11 protein-coding genes, 11 tRNA genes, 2 rRNA genes and 1 riboswitch are annotated in these 18402 nt (G+C 45.5%); of the genes, 22 read left to right on the top strand and 2 right to left on the bottom strand.

What is annotated here, in order from left to right:
* The 20 genes from MUG84_RS23170 to glmS all read left to right on the top strand — a co-directional run.
* Positions 1 to 225 (top strand): 23S ribosomal RNA (locus tag MUG84_RS23170); the annotation flags it as partial.
* Positions 226 to 284: 59 nt separating this feature from the next.
* Positions 285 to 401 (top strand): 5S ribosomal RNA (gene rrf / locus MUG84_RS23165).
* A 7-nt stretch (positions 402 to 408) separates the two neighbouring features.
* Positions 409 to 484: transfer RNA gene (locus MUG84_RS23160), tRNA-Asn, on the top strand.
* A 3-nt stretch (positions 485 to 487) separates the two neighbouring features.
* A tRNA-Thr gene (locus MUG84_RS23155) sits at positions 488 to 563 on the top strand.
* Between the two features lie 14 nt (positions 564 to 577).
* A tRNA-Glu gene (locus MUG84_RS23150) sits at positions 578 to 652 on the top strand.
* A gap of 30 nt (positions 653 to 682) precedes the next feature.
* A tRNA-Val gene (locus tag MUG84_RS23145) sits at positions 683 to 758 on the top strand.
* 49 nt (positions 759 to 807) lie between these two features.
* Positions 808 to 882 (top strand) — tRNA-Gln (locus tag MUG84_RS23140).
* Between the two features lie 5 nt (positions 883 to 887).
* A tRNA-Lys gene (locus tag MUG84_RS23135) sits at positions 888 to 960 on the top strand.
* An 843-nt stretch (positions 961 to 1803) separates the two neighbouring features.
* Positions 1804 to 1887, top strand: a tRNA-Leu gene (locus tag MUG84_RS23130).
* Positions 1888 to 1893: 6 nt separating this feature from the next.
* Positions 1894 to 1968 (top strand) — tRNA-Gly (locus tag MUG84_RS23125).
* 6 nt (positions 1969 to 1974) lie between these two features.
* Positions 1975 to 2051: transfer RNA gene (locus tag MUG84_RS23120), tRNA-Arg, on the top strand.
* A gap of 15 nt (positions 2052 to 2066) precedes the next feature.
* A tRNA-Pro gene (locus tag MUG84_RS23115) sits at positions 2067 to 2140 on the top strand.
* A gap of 23 nt (positions 2141 to 2163) precedes the next feature.
* Positions 2164 to 2237, top strand: a tRNA-Gly gene (locus tag MUG84_RS23110).
* A 544-nt stretch (positions 2238 to 2781) separates the two neighbouring features.
* Entirely contained in the window at positions 2782 to 5577 is a 2796-nt protein-coding gene (ppc, locus tag MUG84_RS23105; protein ID WP_244729428.1) for a phosphoenolpyruvate carboxylase, read from the top strand.
* 352 nt (positions 5578 to 5929) lie between these two features.
* Positions 5930 to 6496, top strand: coding sequence for an RNA polymerase sigma factor SigW (gene sigW / locus MUG84_RS23100; protein ID WP_244729426.1), 567 nt, complete (start codon positions 5930 to 5932; stop codon positions 6494 to 6496).
* Between the two features lie 120 nt (positions 6497 to 6616).
* On the top strand, positions 6617 to 7231 hold the full coding sequence (locus MUG84_RS23095; RefSeq protein WP_244729424.1) for a zf-HC2 domain-containing protein: 615 nt from the start codon (positions 6617 to 6619) through the stop codon (positions 7229 to 7231).
* Between the two features lie 203 nt (positions 7232 to 7434).
* Positions 7435 to 8265, top strand: coding sequence for a diadenylate cyclase CdaA (gene cdaA / locus MUG84_RS23090; protein ID WP_244729422.1), 831 nt, complete (start codon positions 7435 to 7437; stop codon positions 8263 to 8265).
* Positions 8258 to 9661 (top strand): CdaR family protein, encoded by a 1404-nt coding sequence (locus tag MUG84_RS23085; protein WP_244729420.1) that lies wholly within the window; start codon positions 8258 to 8260, stop codon positions 9659 to 9661. Before cdaA ends, MUG84_RS23085 begins: the two co-directional genes overlap by 8 nt.
* A gap of 61 nt (positions 9662 to 9722) precedes the next feature.
* Positions 9723 to 11063, top strand: a complete 1341-nt coding sequence (gene glmM, locus MUG84_RS23080; protein ID WP_244729418.1) for a phosphoglucosamine mutase — start codon at positions 9723 to 9725, stop codon at positions 11061 to 11063.
* A gap of 603 nt (positions 11064 to 11666) precedes the next feature.
* Entirely contained in the window at positions 11667 to 13499 is a 1833-nt protein-coding gene (glmS, locus tag MUG84_RS23075) for a glutamine--fructose-6-phosphate transaminase (isomerizing) (protein WP_244729415.1), read from the top strand.
* A gap of 385 nt (positions 13500 to 13884) precedes the next feature.
* On the opposite strand, the gene MUG84_RS23070 is transcribed toward glmS, so the two are convergent.
* Positions 13885 to 14658 (bottom strand): DUF4179 domain-containing protein, encoded by a 774-nt coding sequence (locus tag MUG84_RS23070; protein WP_244729413.1) that lies wholly within the window; start codon positions 14656 to 14658, stop codon positions 13885 to 13887.
* Complete coding sequence (locus tag MUG84_RS23065; RefSeq protein ID WP_244729411.1) at positions 14651 to 15226, bottom strand: sigma-70 family RNA polymerase sigma factor; 576 nt, start codon at positions 15224 to 15226, stop codon at positions 14651 to 14653. The genes MUG84_RS23070 and MUG84_RS23065 overlap by 8 nt, the downstream gene beginning before the upstream one ends.
* A 640-nt stretch (positions 15227 to 15866) precedes the next feature.
* Positions 15867 to 15968: riboswitch (purine riboswitch) on the top strand.
* Between the two features lie 156 nt (positions 15969 to 16124).
* Here MUG84_RS23065 and MUG84_RS23060 point away from each other — a divergent pair.
* The gene (locus MUG84_RS23060; protein WP_244729409.1) at positions 16125 to 17060 is read left to right on the top strand and encodes a nucleoside hydrolase; all 936 of its coding nucleotides are present in this window, start codon (positions 16125 to 16127) and stop codon (positions 17058 to 17060) included.
* A 17-nt stretch (positions 17061 to 17077) separates the two neighbouring features.
* Entirely contained in the window at positions 17078 to 18334 is a 1257-nt protein-coding gene (locus MUG84_RS23055) for a nucleoside permease (protein WP_244729406.1), read from the top strand.
* Positions 18335 to 18402 lie beyond the last annotated feature (68 nt).

Here is an 18402-nt window from a genome sequence, read left to right as displayed (position 1 = left end):
CGGGATGGACGTACCGCTGGTGCACCAGTTGTTCCGCCAGGAGCATGGCTGGGTAGCTACGTACGGAAGGGATAAGCGCTGAAAGCATCTAAGCGTGAAGCCCCCCTCAAGATGAGATTTCCCAATTAGTAAGACCCCTTGAAGACGACGAGGTAGATAGGTTGGAGGTGGAAGTGCAGCAATGCATGGAGCTGACCAATACTAATCGGTCGAGGGCTTATCCTAAAAGATAAAATGCAAATTTGTTTCGTATCTAGTTTTCAGGTGATCAAACACTTGAATCGTTTGGTGGCGATGGCGGAGGGGTTCCACGCGTACCCATCCCGAACACGACCGTTAAGTCCTCCAGCGCCGATGGTACTTGGACCGAAGGGTCCTGGGAGAGTAGGACGCCGCCAAGCGGTATATTCCCTGATAGCTCAGTTGGTAGAGCACTCGACTGTTAATCGAGTTGTCACAGGTTCGAGTCCTGTTCGGGGAGCCATTTGCTCTCATAGCTCAGTAGGTAGAGTGCATCCATGGTAAGGATGAGGTCACCGGTTCGATCCCGGTTGAGAGCTCCATTTTTATACGATGTGGCCCGTTGGTCAAGGGGTTAAGACACCTCCCTTTCACGGAGGTAACAGGGGTTCGAATCCCCTACGGGTCACCATTTACTATGTTTAATACATAAAAAGCCCACGGAGGCTTAGCTCAGCTGGGAGAGCATCTGCCTTACAAGCAGAGGGTCGGGGGTTCGATCCCCTCAGCCTCCACCATTTAATCATAATCCGTCCCTTAGTTGGACAAGATATATCAATCCACTATTGGGGATTAGCCAAGCGGTAAGGCAACGGACTTTGACTCCGTCATGCATAGGTTCGAATCCTATATCCCCAGCCAGTTAAGAGCCATTAGCTCAGTTGGTAGAGCACCTGACTTTTAATCAGGGTGTCGAAGGTTCGAGTCCTTCATGGCTCACTCTTATATATTTTCATTATCCAGCTATCTATTGCGAATAGGTGGTTTTTTATTTTTTAGTCCCCGTACTTGTTCATGATATTCATGAGAAGGTACGGGGATTTTGATTTTTAATAATCTTTGTAGTAAGTATTTTAATGCACTCCTGGTACTAACCGCGTAGGAAATAGTGAATCCACGCTCGAATAACGACTACGGCCATTCTTCGCGTGTAATAGCCTTGCTCGGAGCAAAGGAAGCTTCTGATACTCTTGGAATGAAATCAGCTCTAGAGGGGCTTCAACAGCCTCTGGCGCCACAATATGCTTCGCAGCATGCTCTGTAACGGCTTGATTTGCCCAATAGGGACTTGTTGTACTCAAGTACTGAGTAAATACAGAAATGAGGCAATCCGGCCTTTTAGCTTATGAAGGGCTACATCGATATCCCCACCGACACAATCTCACTGGCCGGATTTCGATAGCCTGAACTCAACGAAGGTATTTGTTGCTTACCTTGGCTGTAAGTGTTCAATGGCTTTAAACTGTTCCGGACTGAGACCGTCCATAATGGCCTGAGTTTGTGCCAAATCTGCGCTGGTAGATCAGCCGAGAAATGGGGGATTACACTTTGATTGCAATAAAATTGGTGGTTTTGCGTGTATCAGAGATCAGAAAATAGGATATAAAACCGCTAAAGTTAATGAAAAAATAATAATTTATAATTTTCTTTGCAAAATGCTTGACTCTAGGTAACTAACTATGGTAAGATCATTCTTGTCGCTAACGAGATAAGTTTTACATGAAATAAACAAATCACGTTAGATTGGACTGAAGCTGTCAGGTGAAAAACCTGCAGTAATGTGCGCGTGTGGCGGAATTGGCAGACGCACTAGACTTAGGATCTAGCGTCTTTGACGTGGGGGTTCAAGTCCCTCCACGCGCACCATGATATGCGGACGTGGCTCAGCGGTAGAGCATCGCCTTGCCAAGGCGAGGGTCGCGGGTTCGATTCCCGTCGTCCGCTCCAATATTTGCGCCCTTAGCTCAGCTGGATAGAGCGTTTGACTACGAATCAAAAGGCCAGGAGTTCGAATCTCTTAGGGCGCGCCATTATTATCTTTGTATCGGGATGTAGCTCAGCTTGGTAGAGCACCTGGTTTGGGACCAGGGGGTCGCATGTTCAAATCGTGTCATCCCGATATTTTCATTAAATTCTGCATATGCGGGTGTAGTTCAATGGTAGAACTCCAGCCTTCCAAGCTGGTAGCGTGGGTTCGATTCCCATCACCCGCTCCATATAAAATAAAAACACAACGCCGAAAGGCGTTTTTTTTGTTGGAGTGGTTGTGTGGGGAGAGAACCCACGCAAGTGGGTACGACCGTCCGTACCGCAGCATCGAAATAACCCACAAAGGACGCAACTTCAATAACTACCTCTACCGCGAGCTGGGGGCTCGCATTTTGAATATTTCTCCATTGTGATTAACTTCCCTGAATCAGAAGCAAGCTAGAATGGATAATGAATGAACTGGGTGAATAACAAGAAGTGGCCTGATTCGAGATCTATTATATAGGGATATTTTGGATGTTAGAAAAGCTAACTGAATAAATAATTATAATCCGGACTGATTATGTAAAGAGGCTTTATGCATCTGCTCAATATTTGCAAGCCTTCATAAAATAAGTAATGCATATAAATACAGGAAACATATATCAGCTGCGGCTAATATTTTTTGCTTTATCGCGAAAAAGTGAAGATTTTCGATTTATTTTGTTGTATGATGTTTAGAAAGCGTGACAAAGAGAGCAATACAAACGGGATAGAGATGGGAGGAGTAGCATGACTGAACTTACGGTTACCGCAAATAAGAGCAACTCAAACAACCTTCTGCGGCGTGATGTGCGATTCTTGGGAAACATACTCGGCGAAGTGCTTGTCCATCAGGGCGGCAACGAGCTTTTGGATATTGTTGAAAAGATTCGTGAGACGAGCAAGTCATTACGCTCTGTTTTTTTACCTGAATTGTATGAAGATTTCAAATCAATCATTAAAACACTCGAGCCGGATATTCGCCATCAGGTGATCAGAGCTTTTGCGATCTATTTCCAACTGGTGAATATTGCGGAACAAAACCATCGGATTCGCCGTAAGCGCGATTACGAAAGATCTGCCGGTGAAACGATACAGCCAGGCTCCATTGAAAGTGCGGTTCAGGAACTGAAGGACCGTCATTTCACACTTGCTGAAGTGCAGGACATTATCGAAAGTCTCTCACTTGAGCTTGTGATGACAGCACATCCGACAGAGGCTATGCGCAGAGCCATTCTCGACATTCATAAACGGATTTCCGAGGATGTCATGCTGCTGGATAACCCAACCCTTACTTTCCGCGAACGTGAACAGCTCCGTGAGAAGCTGCTCAATGAGGTCATCACTCTATGGCAAACCGATGAACTTAGAGCCGGTAAGCCAACGGTTCTCGACGAAGTCAGAAACGGAATGTACTATTTTCATGAAACGCTGTTCCATGTCCTGCCTGATGTATATCAGGAGCTGGAACGCTGCTTAAATAAATTCTACCCAGGCCATAATTGGCATGTGCCTACGTACCTGCGTTTTGGCTCCTGGATTGGGGGGGACCGTGACGGCAACCCGTCTGTAACTTCTGATATTACCTGGGAGACACTTCGTATGCAGCGCAAGCTGGCCATTCGCGAGTATCAGCGAATCTTGACCGAGTACATGCAGTATTTGAGCTTCAGTACCTCCATTGTGAATGTATCTGAGGAACTGCTTCAGTCCATTTCGAAGGATCGCAGCAACGTTGAGGTTACGAAATACAATGTATGGCATAACGAAAAAGAACCTTACCGGATCAAGCTTGTCTATATGATGGAGAAGATCAGCAACGTGCTGGATGAGAGCAAAAAGGGTACACCGGAGTCGTACAGCACACCTCAGGAGTTTATTGAAGATCTGAAGGTAATCGACCGCAGCTTGCGTTTCCACTATGCTGACTATGTCGCTGACACCTATATTCAAAAACTCATTCGTCAGGTAGAACTGTTTGGTTTCCATACAGCCGCACTGGATATCCGCCAACACAGTCAAGAGCATGAAAATGCGTTGAAAGAGATTTTGGCGCAAATCGATATTACGTCTGACTATTCGAAACTGTCCGAAGAGGAAAAAATTGCGCTTTTGGCCAAACTGCTCAGCGAACCAAGACCAATTACTTCAAACTATCATCAGTATAGTTCAAGTACTAAGGAATGCCTGGATGTGTTCCGTACGGTCTATAAGGCCCAACAGGAATATGGCACACAATGCATTACGAGTTATCTGATCAGTATGGCTGAAGGCGCAAGTGATATCATGGAAGTTATGGTGTTTGCGAAAGAAGTCGGATTGTTCCGTCAAAACAGCGATGGTACGGTAGATTGTACCTTGCAGGCCGTGCCGCTTTTCGAGACGATCGAGGATCTTCATGCCGCACCGGAAATTATGAAGAGTTTATTCAAACTGCCAATCTATCGTCAAAGCATCGCAGCAAGAAATGATCTCCAGGAAATCATGCTTGGCTATTCGGACAGCAACAAGGACGGCGGGGCCGTAACTGCGAACTGGGAGCTGCGTGTAGCGCTGAAGGAATTAACAGCTGTTGCGGACGAGTTTGACATCAAGCTGAAATTCTTCCACGGGCGCGGCGGTGCGCTTGGACGCGGCGGAATGCCGCTGAATCGCTCGATTCTAGCTCAACCGGCATCAACCATCGGCGGAGGCATCAAGATAACGGAGCAGGGAGAGGTTATCTCGTCGCGTTATTCTCTTAAAGGGATTGCATATCGCAGCTTGGAGCAGGCTACATCGGCTCTGATTACCGCAGCTATCAATAAGCAGGATCCGCAGGCGGATGATGCTAATGAAGCGTACTGGGATGAGATCGTCAGAGAAATGTCGGAAGTTTCCCGAAATAAATACCAAGATCTGATTTTCCGCGATCCAGATTTCCTGTCCTTCTTCAAAGAGTCCACGCCGCTTCCTGAAGTCGGAGAGCTCAACATTGGTTCACGTCCTTCTAAACGAAAAAATAGTGACCGTTTCGAGGATCTGCGTGCGATTCCATGGGTGTTCTCCTGGACGCAAAGCCGTTTCCTGCTACCTGCATGGTATGCTGCTGGTACAGGCCTTCAGAACTTCTATCGGAATAAGGAAGAGAACCTCAAGATTATGCAGGAAATGTATGAAAAATTCTCATTCTTTACTTCATTGATTGATTCTCTTCAAATGGCAATCGCGAAGGCGGACATGGTTATTGCCCATGAATATGCGAATATGTCCAAAAATGATGAAGCACGTCAGCGTATTTTTAGCCTCATTGAGGAAGAATTCAAGCTGACTTCGGAGCTGATTCTTAAAATTACCGGACAAAGGGAAATTTTGGATAATGTCCCTGTCATTCAGGAATCCATCCGACTGCGCAATCCATACGTCGATCCACTCAGCTACTTGCAGGTTCAACTGCTGAGCGAGCTGCGCGGTCTACGTGAAAAGGATGAGGACGACGCCGAGCTGCTGCGCGAGGTGCTCCTCACCATTAACGGAATTGCCGCAGGTCTCCGGAATACAGGCTGATACATTTGCTGTAACGTCACCATATGAAAAGCCCATAAAGGAAAGCCGGGATTCAATCTGAAGCCATGGCTTTCCTTTTTTTGTTAGAAATCAGAAAATATAACTTTCCGGGAAACACATCCTGATATCGCAAGAAAAACTACAGCTAAAAGCGGCCTGTCTTCTGATAGAGTACGTCAATAGACGTTTTTCTTTTTCTATTAGAGTGGGTTGTTAAATGAAGCGTGCGTTGTTAAATGTTTTTTTTCAGGCATGAGTAAGGTTGTCTTGCATTTTTTCGGGAGTTGAATTACGATTTGAATGATGTGAAAAAAAGCTCGTTACCCATCAGCAAGTCTGGGGGAAGATATTGGTGGAGAATATAGAAAACAGGTTAACCAAGCTGGCTCTGAAAGGGGATCAGCGAGCCTTTGCGGAAATTGTAGAGCTGTACAAGGATAAAATATATCATTTGGCGTACAGAATGCTGAGCAACCGTCATGAGGCGGAGGATGTTGTTCAGGAAACCTTTTTGCGGGTATATAAAAATTTGGATCGGTATGATCCCAATCAGAAGTTTTCGACCTGGATCTACAGAATAGCGACGAATCTGTGCATTGACCGGCTGAGGAAGAAGAAGCCCACATATTCACTCGATGCAGATATGAACGATCAGGAAGGCATGGATGGTTATTCGATGATTCCAAGCGACAACCGGACGCCGGAAAGCGAAATGCTTTTGTCCGAAACGCAGCAGACCATTTATCAGGCCATTGACAGTCTGCCGTCCAAGTACAAGTCGGTTATGATTCTGAGATATCTGCAGGACCTGTCGCTTCAGGAAATCAGCGATGTTCTGGGAATGCCCGTAACAACGATTAAGACACGAGTGCACCGTGGACGGGAGTTTTTACGTAAAAAGCTGGAGACCAAATTATAAATTCCTATATTTTGCTGAAACATTCTAATAAGCACTACGTATTACAAGTTAAACAAGTCTTATGCCTTTAGAGAGGAAGAAGGTTCGAATACATTAAAATGAATGAAAGGATTGGCTCATATGGAATGCAACTTGGCCGTCTCTTTAATGCATGATTATCTAGATGACGACTTGTCCAAGGATCAGCAGTTGGAGCTCAAGACCCATTTGCTATCCTGCCCCGACTGTCGGATGCGATTTAAAGAGCTGGAACAGACGGATATGCTGATGTTCTCTTTGTCCCATCAGGCACCGTCTGCGCCTCCTGAGCTGACCCAGCGGATTATGAGTACCCTGCCACAGGAAAAGAAGCAGCAGCCTTGGTTTGGATGGATTAAAAGACATCCTGCAATTACGGCTGCGGCTATGTTTCTGATTATCATGCTGAGTAGTTCGGTCAGCTTCTGGGATCAGGAAACACAACTTGTGGTTAAGGGCAGCGATCTGGATCAGGTTATCATTGAAGGAGATAACGTAATCGTCCCTGCAGGAAAAAGCATTGCCGGCAATTTAACGGTAGAGAATGGCAAGACCAAGATCTATGGTGATGTAAACGGAAACCTGACGGTAATCGACGGATCTTTGTACCAGGCTTCAACGGCCCATATTTCGGGAAAGGTCAAAACGATCGATCAGGCTTTGGATTGGATTTGGTATAAAATAACAAATATGTTCTCGGAAGTAGCCTATCGTTAATGGATCTTTACTGTAACTGAATTTTTCGGCGCCTCTTTTCAGAAAGAAGGCGCCTTTTTACTGGAATAATGGTTAAATGCATCCAATTTCGAGCTGCGGCCGCTTGCAACCTGAGGTTGATCGTTATAACCTAGAAGATATAGGGGAAATTATATACCATAGAGACCCATTTAACATTCAAGGGGAAGTGCGGGGGCCTAAGTATGAGTTATTTTGCGGATTTGACGTGGAAAGATTCCATCAAAGACATTATCGATATTGCGATCGTTTCATATATTATTTATCATGTCATTTTGCTCGTCAGAGGAACCAGAGCCGTTCAGCTGTTGAAGGGGATTCTGGTTCTCGTCATCATTTGGGCACTGAGCACATGGTTTGATTTGTATACGCTGAGATGGCTGATGAATCAGATATTCAACTTCGGCATTCTTGCTATTTTTATCATTTTTCAGCCGGAACTCCGAAGAGCGCTGGAGCAGCTGGGACGCGGCAAGATTTTTGGAAGAACCTCAGCGGAAGATGAGGAATTCAACAAGCTGATTGGTGAAGTGATTAAAGCCGTAAATTATTTAGCACGTAGAAAGATTGGTGCATTAATTGTTTTTGAACGGCAGACTGGACTGAATGAATATACTGAGTCGGGCATTCCGATGCAGTCGATGGTCAGTTCGCAGCTGCTGATTAATATTTTTATACCGAATACACCGCTTCATGACGGAGCCGTCATCATTCAGAATAACCAGATTTCCGCAGCTGCATGTTATTTGCCGCTTTCAGAGAACCCTTTTATTAGTAAGGAACTCGGGACCCGGCACCGTGCAGCCATCGGGATCAGTGAAGTCGGAGATGCTGTATCGGTTGTGGTCTCCGAGGAAACAGGCCAAATTTCACTTGCGATCAATGGACAGGTTGTGCGTGACATTAAAGAAGAATCCCTGATTTCGAAGCTGTACGAGGAACTTCGTCCGAATTCCACCCCTAAAGAAAAACGCCCGATATTCTGGCGCTGGAAGGGGACTGATAAAGATGAATAAATGGATCAACAATAATAATTTTGCGAAGATTCTGGCTGTTGCGGTCAGTATCATATTGTGGAGTATGGTTCATTTAAATAGTACTACGCCAACGCCTACAGAAAAAATCGACACAAGGATCATTGAAAATGTAAAAGTGCAGCCTTTTGGACTGGATGAGAACAAGTATATTCTGAGCGCGATGGATACAGACAAGGTTCGCATAGAGATTAAAGGCAAAAAGACAGATCTCCTATCCGCGTTCAACGGTGAATATAAGGTCAAACTGGATCTGTCCAATGCCAAAGTAGGAACTAGTACGCTGCCCTTAAGCGTAGATATTCCTAAAGGGCTGGAGGTCGTGAATATACAGCCGTCATCGGTGACGGTCAATATCGAAGAAAGAAATACGGCGACGTTCCCGGTATCGATCGTGACCAAAGGCACGCCTGCTGCAGGATATCAGGTGGGCAAAATCACGCCGGATCCGGCAACGGTAAAAGTAACGCTTCCGGAAAGCCAGCTCCGTGAGGTCGATAAGGTACAGGGAACAGTGACCATTGATGGTGAAAACAGCACGATTAAGGAGAAACGGATCAAGCTGACTGCTTATGATAAAAAAGGCCAGGAAATTGAAGGGGCCATACTCGATCCGTCAACGGTAACAGCAGAGGTTACCATCTCACCTCCGTATAAAGAGGTTCCGATTGAGCTGCATTATACAGGGAAGCTTCCTGAGGGCCTAGTGATCTCTAAAGCCCAGCCTAACGTAAGTAAGGTTAAGCTTTACGGTTCGCAAGAAGAACTGGCGGGAGTAAAGTCCTATACGAATATCAGTGTGGATTTGAGCCAAATCACGCAGGCCGGAACTATAGTTCTTCCTGTGGACTTGACGGCACCTCCGGGTTTTGAGAAAATCGAGCCGAGCTCCTTGCAGGTGGAAATCACCACGGTTTCCAATTCACAGCGGGTCATCGGCGACATCCCAATTACGATCAAAAACGACAACAGCAATCTAACGGCAGATATTATCAGTCCGGCGAGCCGCACCATGTCCCTAACACTGAGTGGGGCTCCCGGGCTTCTGAATAGTCTGACCAAAGACGATATCCAATTGATTGCAAGCATCGGAAACTTGAAGCCAGGAACGCATGAGGTTCCACTGCAGGTGGTTCTGCCTCGATATATTTCCCGTGTTGATCAAGGGAGTCCGCTGACTGCAACAGTCGAGGTGAAGGAAGCTTCTACACCGGCTACGGCCGATCCGGAAACCGGAACAGACGGAAAAGGCAAGGATAAGAATCAAAACCAGGGAAATCATTCCGGAACAGGAACCGAGAATGGGGGCACCGTTTCAGATGGAACTGTGGACTCACAAAGTAATCCCGTAGATACGGGAGAAACAGGAACGAACTAATTTTGGATATGATATTAAATTATTATTTTTAACTAGGGAGTCTTAAAAAAGGAGAGCAATTATGGGGAAATATTTTGGAACTGACGGAGTACGTGGTGTTGCAAACAAGGAATTGACAGCTGAAATGGCATACAGCATTGGCCGCTGTGGCGGTTATGTGTTGACAGGAGATGTGGAGAAGCCTACGGTAGTGATCGGCATGGATACACGTGTATCCGGCGTAATGCTTGAATCTGCATTGGTGGCAGGCTTGCTGTCCATTGGTGCCCATGTCGTACGTCTGGGCGTTGTATCTACGCCAGCTGTTGCTTACATTACGAGACTGCTGAAAGCTGATGCGGGGGTCATGATCTCTGCTTCTCATAATCCGGTCGAAGATAATGGCATTAAATTTTTTGGCGGAGACGGATTCAAGCTGTCTGATGAAACAGAGCTAAAGATTGAAGCCTTGATGGACGCTGAGAGTGACAATTTGCCTCGTCCAGTAGGTAAGGATCTGGGCAACGTGATCGTGGACAATGAATCGAAATATAAATACTTAGAATATTTGAAATCGACGATTAGCCACAGATTTGACGGGCTTAAAATCGTTCTGGACTGCGCGAACGGAGCGGCATATGAGCTGGCACCGAAGCTTTTTGAAGAGCTGGGCGCAGAAGTTGTGAAGATTGGCACTGAGCCAAACGGACTGAATATAAACGATCATTGTGGTTCTACGCATCCGGAAAAGCTTAAGGAAGAGGTCATTAAGGCGAAAGCGGACCTGGGTCTGGCTTTTGACGGGGACGCGGACCGCTTGATCGCTATCGATAACAACGGCGAAGAAGTTGACGGCGACTTTATTCTCTGCATCTGCGGAGACGCCATGAACAAGCAGGGCAAGCTGAACAACAGCACGATCGTATCGACGGTGATGAGCAACATCGGTTTTTACAAGGCGACCGAGAAACTGGGTCTTAAAACAGCTAAAACAGCCGTCGGTGACCGTTATGTGATGGAAGAAATGCGTAAAGGCGATTACAACCTGGGCGGAGAACAGTCCGGCCACGTCATTTTCCTCGACTACAACACGACTGGAGATGGCATTCTAACGGCAATTCAGCTGGTGGACACCATTAAGGCTTCCGGTAAAAAGCTGAGCGAGCTCAGAACTATGATGCGTAAATACCCTCAAGTGTTGGTTAATGTACGCGTAGAGGATAAGAGCAACTACGAAGGCAATAAAGCTATCGAAGCCACCATTGCGGAAGTGGAAGGCATCCTGGGCGACAACGGCCGCGTGCTGGTTCGTCCTTCAGGTACGGAATCCTTGATCCGCGTTATGGCAGAAGGTCCGGATAAAGACGAGCTCGATCAATACGTGAATCAGATTGTGGAAGTCGTGAAGCGGGAGCTTGTGTAAGACCTCAGGTTTATTTTTTGTCGTAAAATGAAGAACTTTCATCATAGGCCGGTGAAACTAATGTTCAGGTTTCATCGGCTTTCCTTTAAGGTGATTATGAGAGGGAGGGGCTTAGCATGGGTTATACGACCAATTGCCAAAGCGGCCCGACTTGAATATAATGAGAAATGTCATTTCGAAATAGAAAGCGGGGATCGTGAGGTTTACTAATAAAAGCGCCAGAACTTGGGCTCGCGCGGGGATTCGCGGGGATTGGATTCGGAAGTAACGGATCCACGGCAGCACCAAGTTGACGAGGTGAAGGTGTTCGAAAGATTTCGGCGGGGACCTTCCGGTGATTCACCAGAGCCGTAAACCGAAAACGGAAAATGGATGGGCGACCGTTCACACAACGCTTCCGGTGGGTGAAACGAAAATCATAATTCATGAGTGTGCGGGCATGATAGCAGTAAGTGCGCAGCAGCCAGATTGTACATTCGTGAAAACGTACCTTGTAAATTTCATACAAAGTTTGTTTTTCCGTACATTCTGGCATATGCCGCACGGCTATTCCTGCACGCTCTCTAAACCCATTTTGGAGAAGTGAACGGAGGAATTTTAATTATGTGTGGTATTGTTGGATATATTGGTCAGAAGGATACGCAGGAAGTATTGATCGAGGGATTGAAGAAGCTGGAGTATCGTGGATACGATTCCGCGGGGATTGCGGTATTCACCAATCAGGGACTGCAAATTTCCAAGGCGAAAGGCCGGATTGCCAATCTAGAGTCTAAGCTGGAGGAAACGCCGCTGGTGGGAAGCGCAGGTATTGGACATACTCGCTGGGCAACACATGGCAAACCATCGGACGTAAACTCCCATCCTCATACGGACAACAGCCATAAATTTTCGGTCGTGCATAACGGTATTGTCGAAAATTATTTGGAGCTGAAGGATGAACTGATTGCTGAGGGACGTCATTTTGTATCGGAGACTGACACCGAAGTAATCTCGCACCTGGTTGCCCGGGAATACCAAGGCGATATCGTCAAAGCAGTGCAAAAAGCCATCTCGCATATGCGCGGTGCATTCGCACTCGGTGTGCTTACGGAATATGAACCGGAGAAACTGGTTGCTGTTCGTCAGGCAAGTCCGCTTATTATCGGGATCGGAGAAGGCGAGAACTTTATCGGTTCGGATATTCCGGCGATTCTGCAATATACGCGTAACGTGTATATCCTGAACGACGGTGAGATGGCTGTATTGACGAAGGACTCTGTCGAATTGATGACCATTGAAGGGAATTTTATTTCTCGGGAAATGATTCATGTCGACTGGGATGCAGTCACTGCAGAAAAAGGCGGCTTTGAGCATTTTATGCTGAAGGAAATTCATGAACAGCCAAAAGCATATCGTGACACGATGCGCGGACGGATTGACGAATCTGGTAAAAAGGTGGTTCTGCCTGAGCTGAAGCTAACGAAGGAACAAATCAAAGGCATCAGCAAAATTCAGATCATCGCTTGCGGTACAGCATACCATGCTGGTCTCGTTGGTCGTCAGGCGATTGAGTCGCTGGTACGGATTCCGGTGGAAACCGATGTGGCATCCGAATACCGTTACCGCTCGCCAATCGTTACACCGGACACGCTGGTCATCGTCGTGAGCCAATCGGGTGAAACGGCGGATACTTTGGCAGCTCTGCGTGAAGCGCAGTCCCACGGTGCACATGTACTGGCCATCACCAACGTGGTAGGTAGCTCTATCGCCCGTGATGCGGACGATGTCATCGCAACGCTAGCTGGTCCGGAAATTGCGGTGGCTTCGACCAAAGCGTACACTTCCCAGTTGATTGCATTCTACTTGCTGTCCTTATACCTTGCTGAGGTGCGCGGCACGCAAACACAGGACGAGGTGGCACGGATTATCGCCGCAATGCAGGCGCTGCCTGAGCAGCTCGAAAACATGCTGGCGAAACCGGATGCGATCAAAGCCTATGCAGAACAGATCTCCAAGCATGAGCACTTATTCTTTATTGGACGGGGACTGGATTATGCAGTGGTACAGGAAGGCTCGCTCAAGCTGAAAGAGATTTCCTATATCCATTCCGAAGCGTATGCAGCCGGTGAACTGAAGCACGGTACGCTGGCACTGATCGAAGAAGGTATTCCTGTCATTGCCCTGGCAACCCAGGATGCAGTGCTTGAGAAGACCGTGAGCAACATCAAAGAAGTCAGCGCCCGCGGCGCTGACATCATGGCGATTACGCATGAAGAGCATGTCGTAAGCCTGCTCAAATCCGTCAACCAGGCTTTTGCCATTCCGAAGACATTGCCGCTTCTGACACCGGCACTTTCGGTGGTCCCACTGCAGCTGCTGTCCTACTACGCTTCCCTCGCTAGAGGAAACGACGTAGATAAGCCGCGGAATTTGGCGAAGAGCGTGACGGTGGAGTAATTATTTCGTAGAGTATAAGAAGTCGAGCAGATCCAGGATTATTTCCTGACATTTGCTCGGCTTTTCTTTTTGGGGCAGTGGGCAGGAAGTAGAGAAAGGTAGGAGAATGACGGTTTCTTCTCGAATCATATCTCTGAGGCTCTTATCAGGCGTTTCAGGGCTTCTCAGGCGTTGGAGTGGGGTTTACTCAGGCTTTTACCCGGGCTATTTCTGATCCTTTAGCCCGATCTTGTCCCTGTCCTTTTTCGGCCCTTTGATACGACTTTAAATTACATTTCCCAAGCCCGGTTCTACATATGTCATATCCAATATGTAGAGCTTCGCGACAGAAAAACGTGGAAACCCTGAGGTGTCCACGTTTTTCATGGGAATTTTAATGAACGGATTACTTGGCGCCTGGGGTTGATGCCTTCAGCTGGTCAATTGGGAGTTGGCCTTGCCAGTTTCCCTTAGTTCCCCCGATGCGATTTACATCGACGTGCAACACCATCTCTTGCGGCAACTTATAACCATCCGTCAAGAACGCGATTAGCCCCTCCGGCTTGCCTTGGTCGGCGATCCCTGTATCTAGTTTGTTACCTTTGGAATCCGTAAGGTAGAATTGCAGATTATCAGCGTTTGCAGTACCGAAAAAGTTCAATACATTAAAGCCATCCTGTCCAGGTACACTATAGGTAGGATCCGTAATCTGCTGGCCATTCTCCTTGCCGTCGGTACGTATATTCAAACCTTGGGTATCAAATTCATACGGTACTAACGTTCCGTCTTCCTTTTCGACTCGGTAATGCACAAGTACTTTGGAATCTTCTACATACACCTCTTTGAAATGCATAGTTATACCCTGATCTGAAATTCTGTAATCGATCGGAACAGTGAGCCCTTCCTTGGCTGCTTGTTTGACTTGGTTGTTCACCAGATCATTCAGATTTACATTACTTTGGGTAAAGTAAGAGTTGTTAAGCGCGAACGCACCTGTCGGAATCAGAATGGCAGCCGCTATGCTGAAAGCTAATATTTTTTTCTTGTGTTTCATTTGAGAGTTCTCCTTTTGGGCGTAATATTGTTTAAAGTTTTGCCGAATCCGTTGATCCAGCTCATTCGGAACTTGAATCTCCTCGACATATTTCGTCAATGCTTCGTTTAAATTTGGTTTAGACATTTTTTAAAACGACCTCCTGCACCAGATGAGTACCGAATCTTTGTCGAATTTGCTTCAGCGCCAGACTATTTCGTGACTTGACTGTACCGACGGGTATACGAAGCAACTCAGCGATTTCGTCGTTGCTGTAATCGTAGTAATACTTGTATAAGACTACAATGCGCAATTTATAGGGCAGCTTACCTATCAAACCCAGCAATTGCTGCTGTCCTTCGCTTTGGATCAGCAACTCATCCGGAAGCTCCGGAGGACGATGCTCTTGATTCATGTGATGCTTTTGCAATAAGCGGAACCTCCGCCACACTTGCCTGCGCCAACTGTTAATTTGATTTATGACGATTCCATTCAACCAATATAAGAAGGAACGTGAGCGGTCAAAGGTTGGGAGCGATTTGAACATTTCGCAATAAATTTCGTTCACAATGTCATTGACGTCTTCCTTATTGTGAATGAGCATCGTCACCGTGCCATACACTTTCTTCTTCGTTAAATCGTATATGACCTCAAATGCCGCCTGATCTCCTTCAATCAATCGATCTATCCATGGACTCAATTCCTGATCATTCATCTGTGGGGCCCTCCAAACTGTATATACACCCTATATTGGCTCCATCGTGAAAAATGGTTCAATTTTTTTGAAGATCAACCTAGCAAGAATAGAATTGTTATAGGGTAAGTCTTACGGATTCAACGGGAAAAGAAGTTGCCCAATATGAATATGACGCTTGGAAATATTCCAAAGGAAAGCGGTCCTTGCCGGAGAGAACCCATATCGTTTCGCAGGGTATCGTTACGATGAACCAACCGGCTTGTATTATTTGATATCCAGATATTATAATCCGTGGGAATCCCCCAAACCGGCGCCGGCTATTCATAATCAAAGCCTGCCTTGACTATTTCATGCTACGAAAGTTGAGTTATTAAATCTATTAAAAAAAGTTGCCTTACCATCTGAATGGCAAGGCAACTTAAACTATATTATGGAAGATAAAAATTACTTAGTAAAATTAATGTGAATTAATGCATCATTTTCTGTTTTGCTCCAAGTGACCTTTGCCCCTGTGTCAGCCCCCACATTGCAAAAGTGTAAAAGAAGTAAAGGGAGAATAACATTATAAACGCTTAGAACACGAATGATAGCTAAGGAATTGCAAAATAATGTTCGTGATTCGGTTGACGAAACCCTAAATTATTGTTATTATAAATGTGAATTCAATATAGAAGTACGTCGTATAATATTGGGGATATGGCCCAAGAGTTTCTACCAAGCCGCCATAAAGGGCTTGACTACGAGGTAAGTGTTAAGTGGAAGAAGGCATCAACTATTTCATTGTATTTACACATGCCCTAGTCAACGCTCCGGTAGCTATCGGAGCGTTTTTTATATTTTAAGAAATTATTTATTTCGAGATGTTTATTCCCCAAACTAATTTATATAAATTCACCATGAAGGGATCGGGAAAATAATGAAAAAGAAAATTTATTTTAATCATGATGGCGGAGTGGATGACCTTGTTTCGCTATTTTTATTACAACAAATGGACGATGTTGAATTAACGGGTGTATCCGTTATTCCTGCGGATTGCTATCTAGAACCAGCTATGTTTGCAAGCCGAAAAATCATTGATCGCTTTGGACACGGCAGTCTAGATGTTGCTGAGTCCAATTCACGCGGGAAAAATCCTTTTCCAAAAGATTGGCGTTTGCACGCTTTCTTTGTGGATGCCCTGCCGATTCTAAATGAATCTGGAAAAATTGACACACCAGTAGCAGAAAAGCCAGCACATCTTCATATGATTGATGCCATTCACAAGTCAGAAGAAAAAACGACTTTATTATTCACTGGTCCACTTACTGACCTTGCCCGTGCATTAGATGAAGATCCTTCTATTGAAGAGAAAATTGAACGACTTGTTTGGATGGGCGGCACCTTTCGTGAAATAGGTAATGTGGAAGAGCCGGAACATGATGGTACAGCGGAATGGAATGTGTTTTGGGATCCAGAAGCAGCTGGCCGTGTCTGGAACAGCGGAATAGAAATTGATTTGGTGGCGCTTGAAAGTACGAATCAAGTACCTCTTACTGTAGATATACGTAATCGTTGGGCAGCTGAACGCAAATACCTTGGTGTTGATTTTATGGGTCAATGTTATGCGATGTGCCCGCCCCTTGTCCACTTTACAACAAACTCCACCTACTTTTTATGGGATGTTTTAACGACAGCGTATGTGGGGAATCGTGATCTTGTAAAAATGAAGAGAGTGAACAGTATTGTTCATACAGATGGACCGAGCCAAGGACGTACAAAGGAAACAGCTGATGGGCGTCCTGTCAATGTGGTTTATGATGTAAATCGCGATGCTTTCTTCGATTACATTACAGAATTAGCGAAAAAAGCCTAAGTTCATAAGGAGAAGAAATGACAATCAAATCTCGGCTTAAAATAATGATTTTTCTCCAGTTTTTCATTTGGGGATGTTGGCTTGTTACACTTGGTTCGTATATGATTAATACTTTACATTTCTCGGGCTCAGAAGTTGGAGTCGTTTATGGCACAACTGGACTTGCTTCTCTCATTATGCCAAGTCTTGTAGGGATTATTGCTGATCGCTTTATAAAAGCAAATAAATTATATGGAATTTGTCATTTTCTAGGGGCGATTTGCTTATTTATAGCTGCACAGGCTTCAAACCCAACCCTCATGTTTTGGGCGATGCTTGCTAATTCTATGGTTTACATGCCGACGATTTCATTATCGTATACCATTTCCTATTTTGGTTTAGAAAAAGAGGGACTCGATACCACGAAAGACTTCCCATCTGTTCGTGTTTATGGAACCATTAGTTTTATTCTTGCCATGTGGGCCATTAGTCTTGGCGGATTTGAGCTAAGCAATATCCAGCTATACATTGCAGCGGGGGCTGCCATTTTACTTGCACTATTTTCATTTGCACTGCCTGATTGTCCAACATCAAATGTCAAGAAGGACCAGTCATTTGTCAGCCTTTTAGGACTGGATGCCTTTGTACTGTTTAAACAAAAGAAAATGGCCATCTTTTTTATTTTTTCTATGCTAGTAGGTGCTGCACTGCAAATTAACCTTGCATTTGCTGACCCATTCCTGCATGATTTTGCGTTAAATCCTGACTATAAAGACAGCCTTGCTGTTAAATATCCGGCCATTTTATTATCCATTGGACAAATTTCAGAAGTATTCTTTATTCTTGCCATACCACTGTTCTTACGCAAATATGGGATTAAAACGGTTATGCTGCTCAGTATGGCGGCCTGGACATTGCGGTTTGGTTTATTGGCCTATGGAGACCCATCCGGCGGAGGGTTCATCTTATTACTATTATCCATGATTGTGTATGGTGCAGCATTTGATTTCTTTAATATCTCCGGATCGATTTTTGTGGAAAATGCAGTGGATCGTCGAATTCGTGGGAGTGCACAAGGCTTATTCATGACAATGGTGAACGGACTCGGTGCCTATTTAGGTTCTGTTATTAGTGGAAAAATAGTGGATTATTTAACCGTTGACGGTGTAAAAGACTGGCAGCATATCTGGTTGGTTTTTGCAGCCTATACAATTGTTCTAGGAATCGTTTTTGCGGTAAGCTTTAAATACAAAAAGGACCATGATGCCTTGAACCCTGTAAATAAAGCCGCTTGATGAAAATGGGGGAGTAGTGCAAAAGGTGTTGCCTCAATGGCAACACCTTTTTCTCTATGATAACACCG

Source organism: Paenibacillus mangrovi (genome assembly GCF_022898935.1).
GTDB lineage: Bacteria > Bacillota > Bacilli > Paenibacillales > Paenibacillaceae > Paenibacillus_AQ > Paenibacillus_AQ mangrovi.
This window is presented reverse-complemented; position numbering and strand designations above follow the sequence as displayed.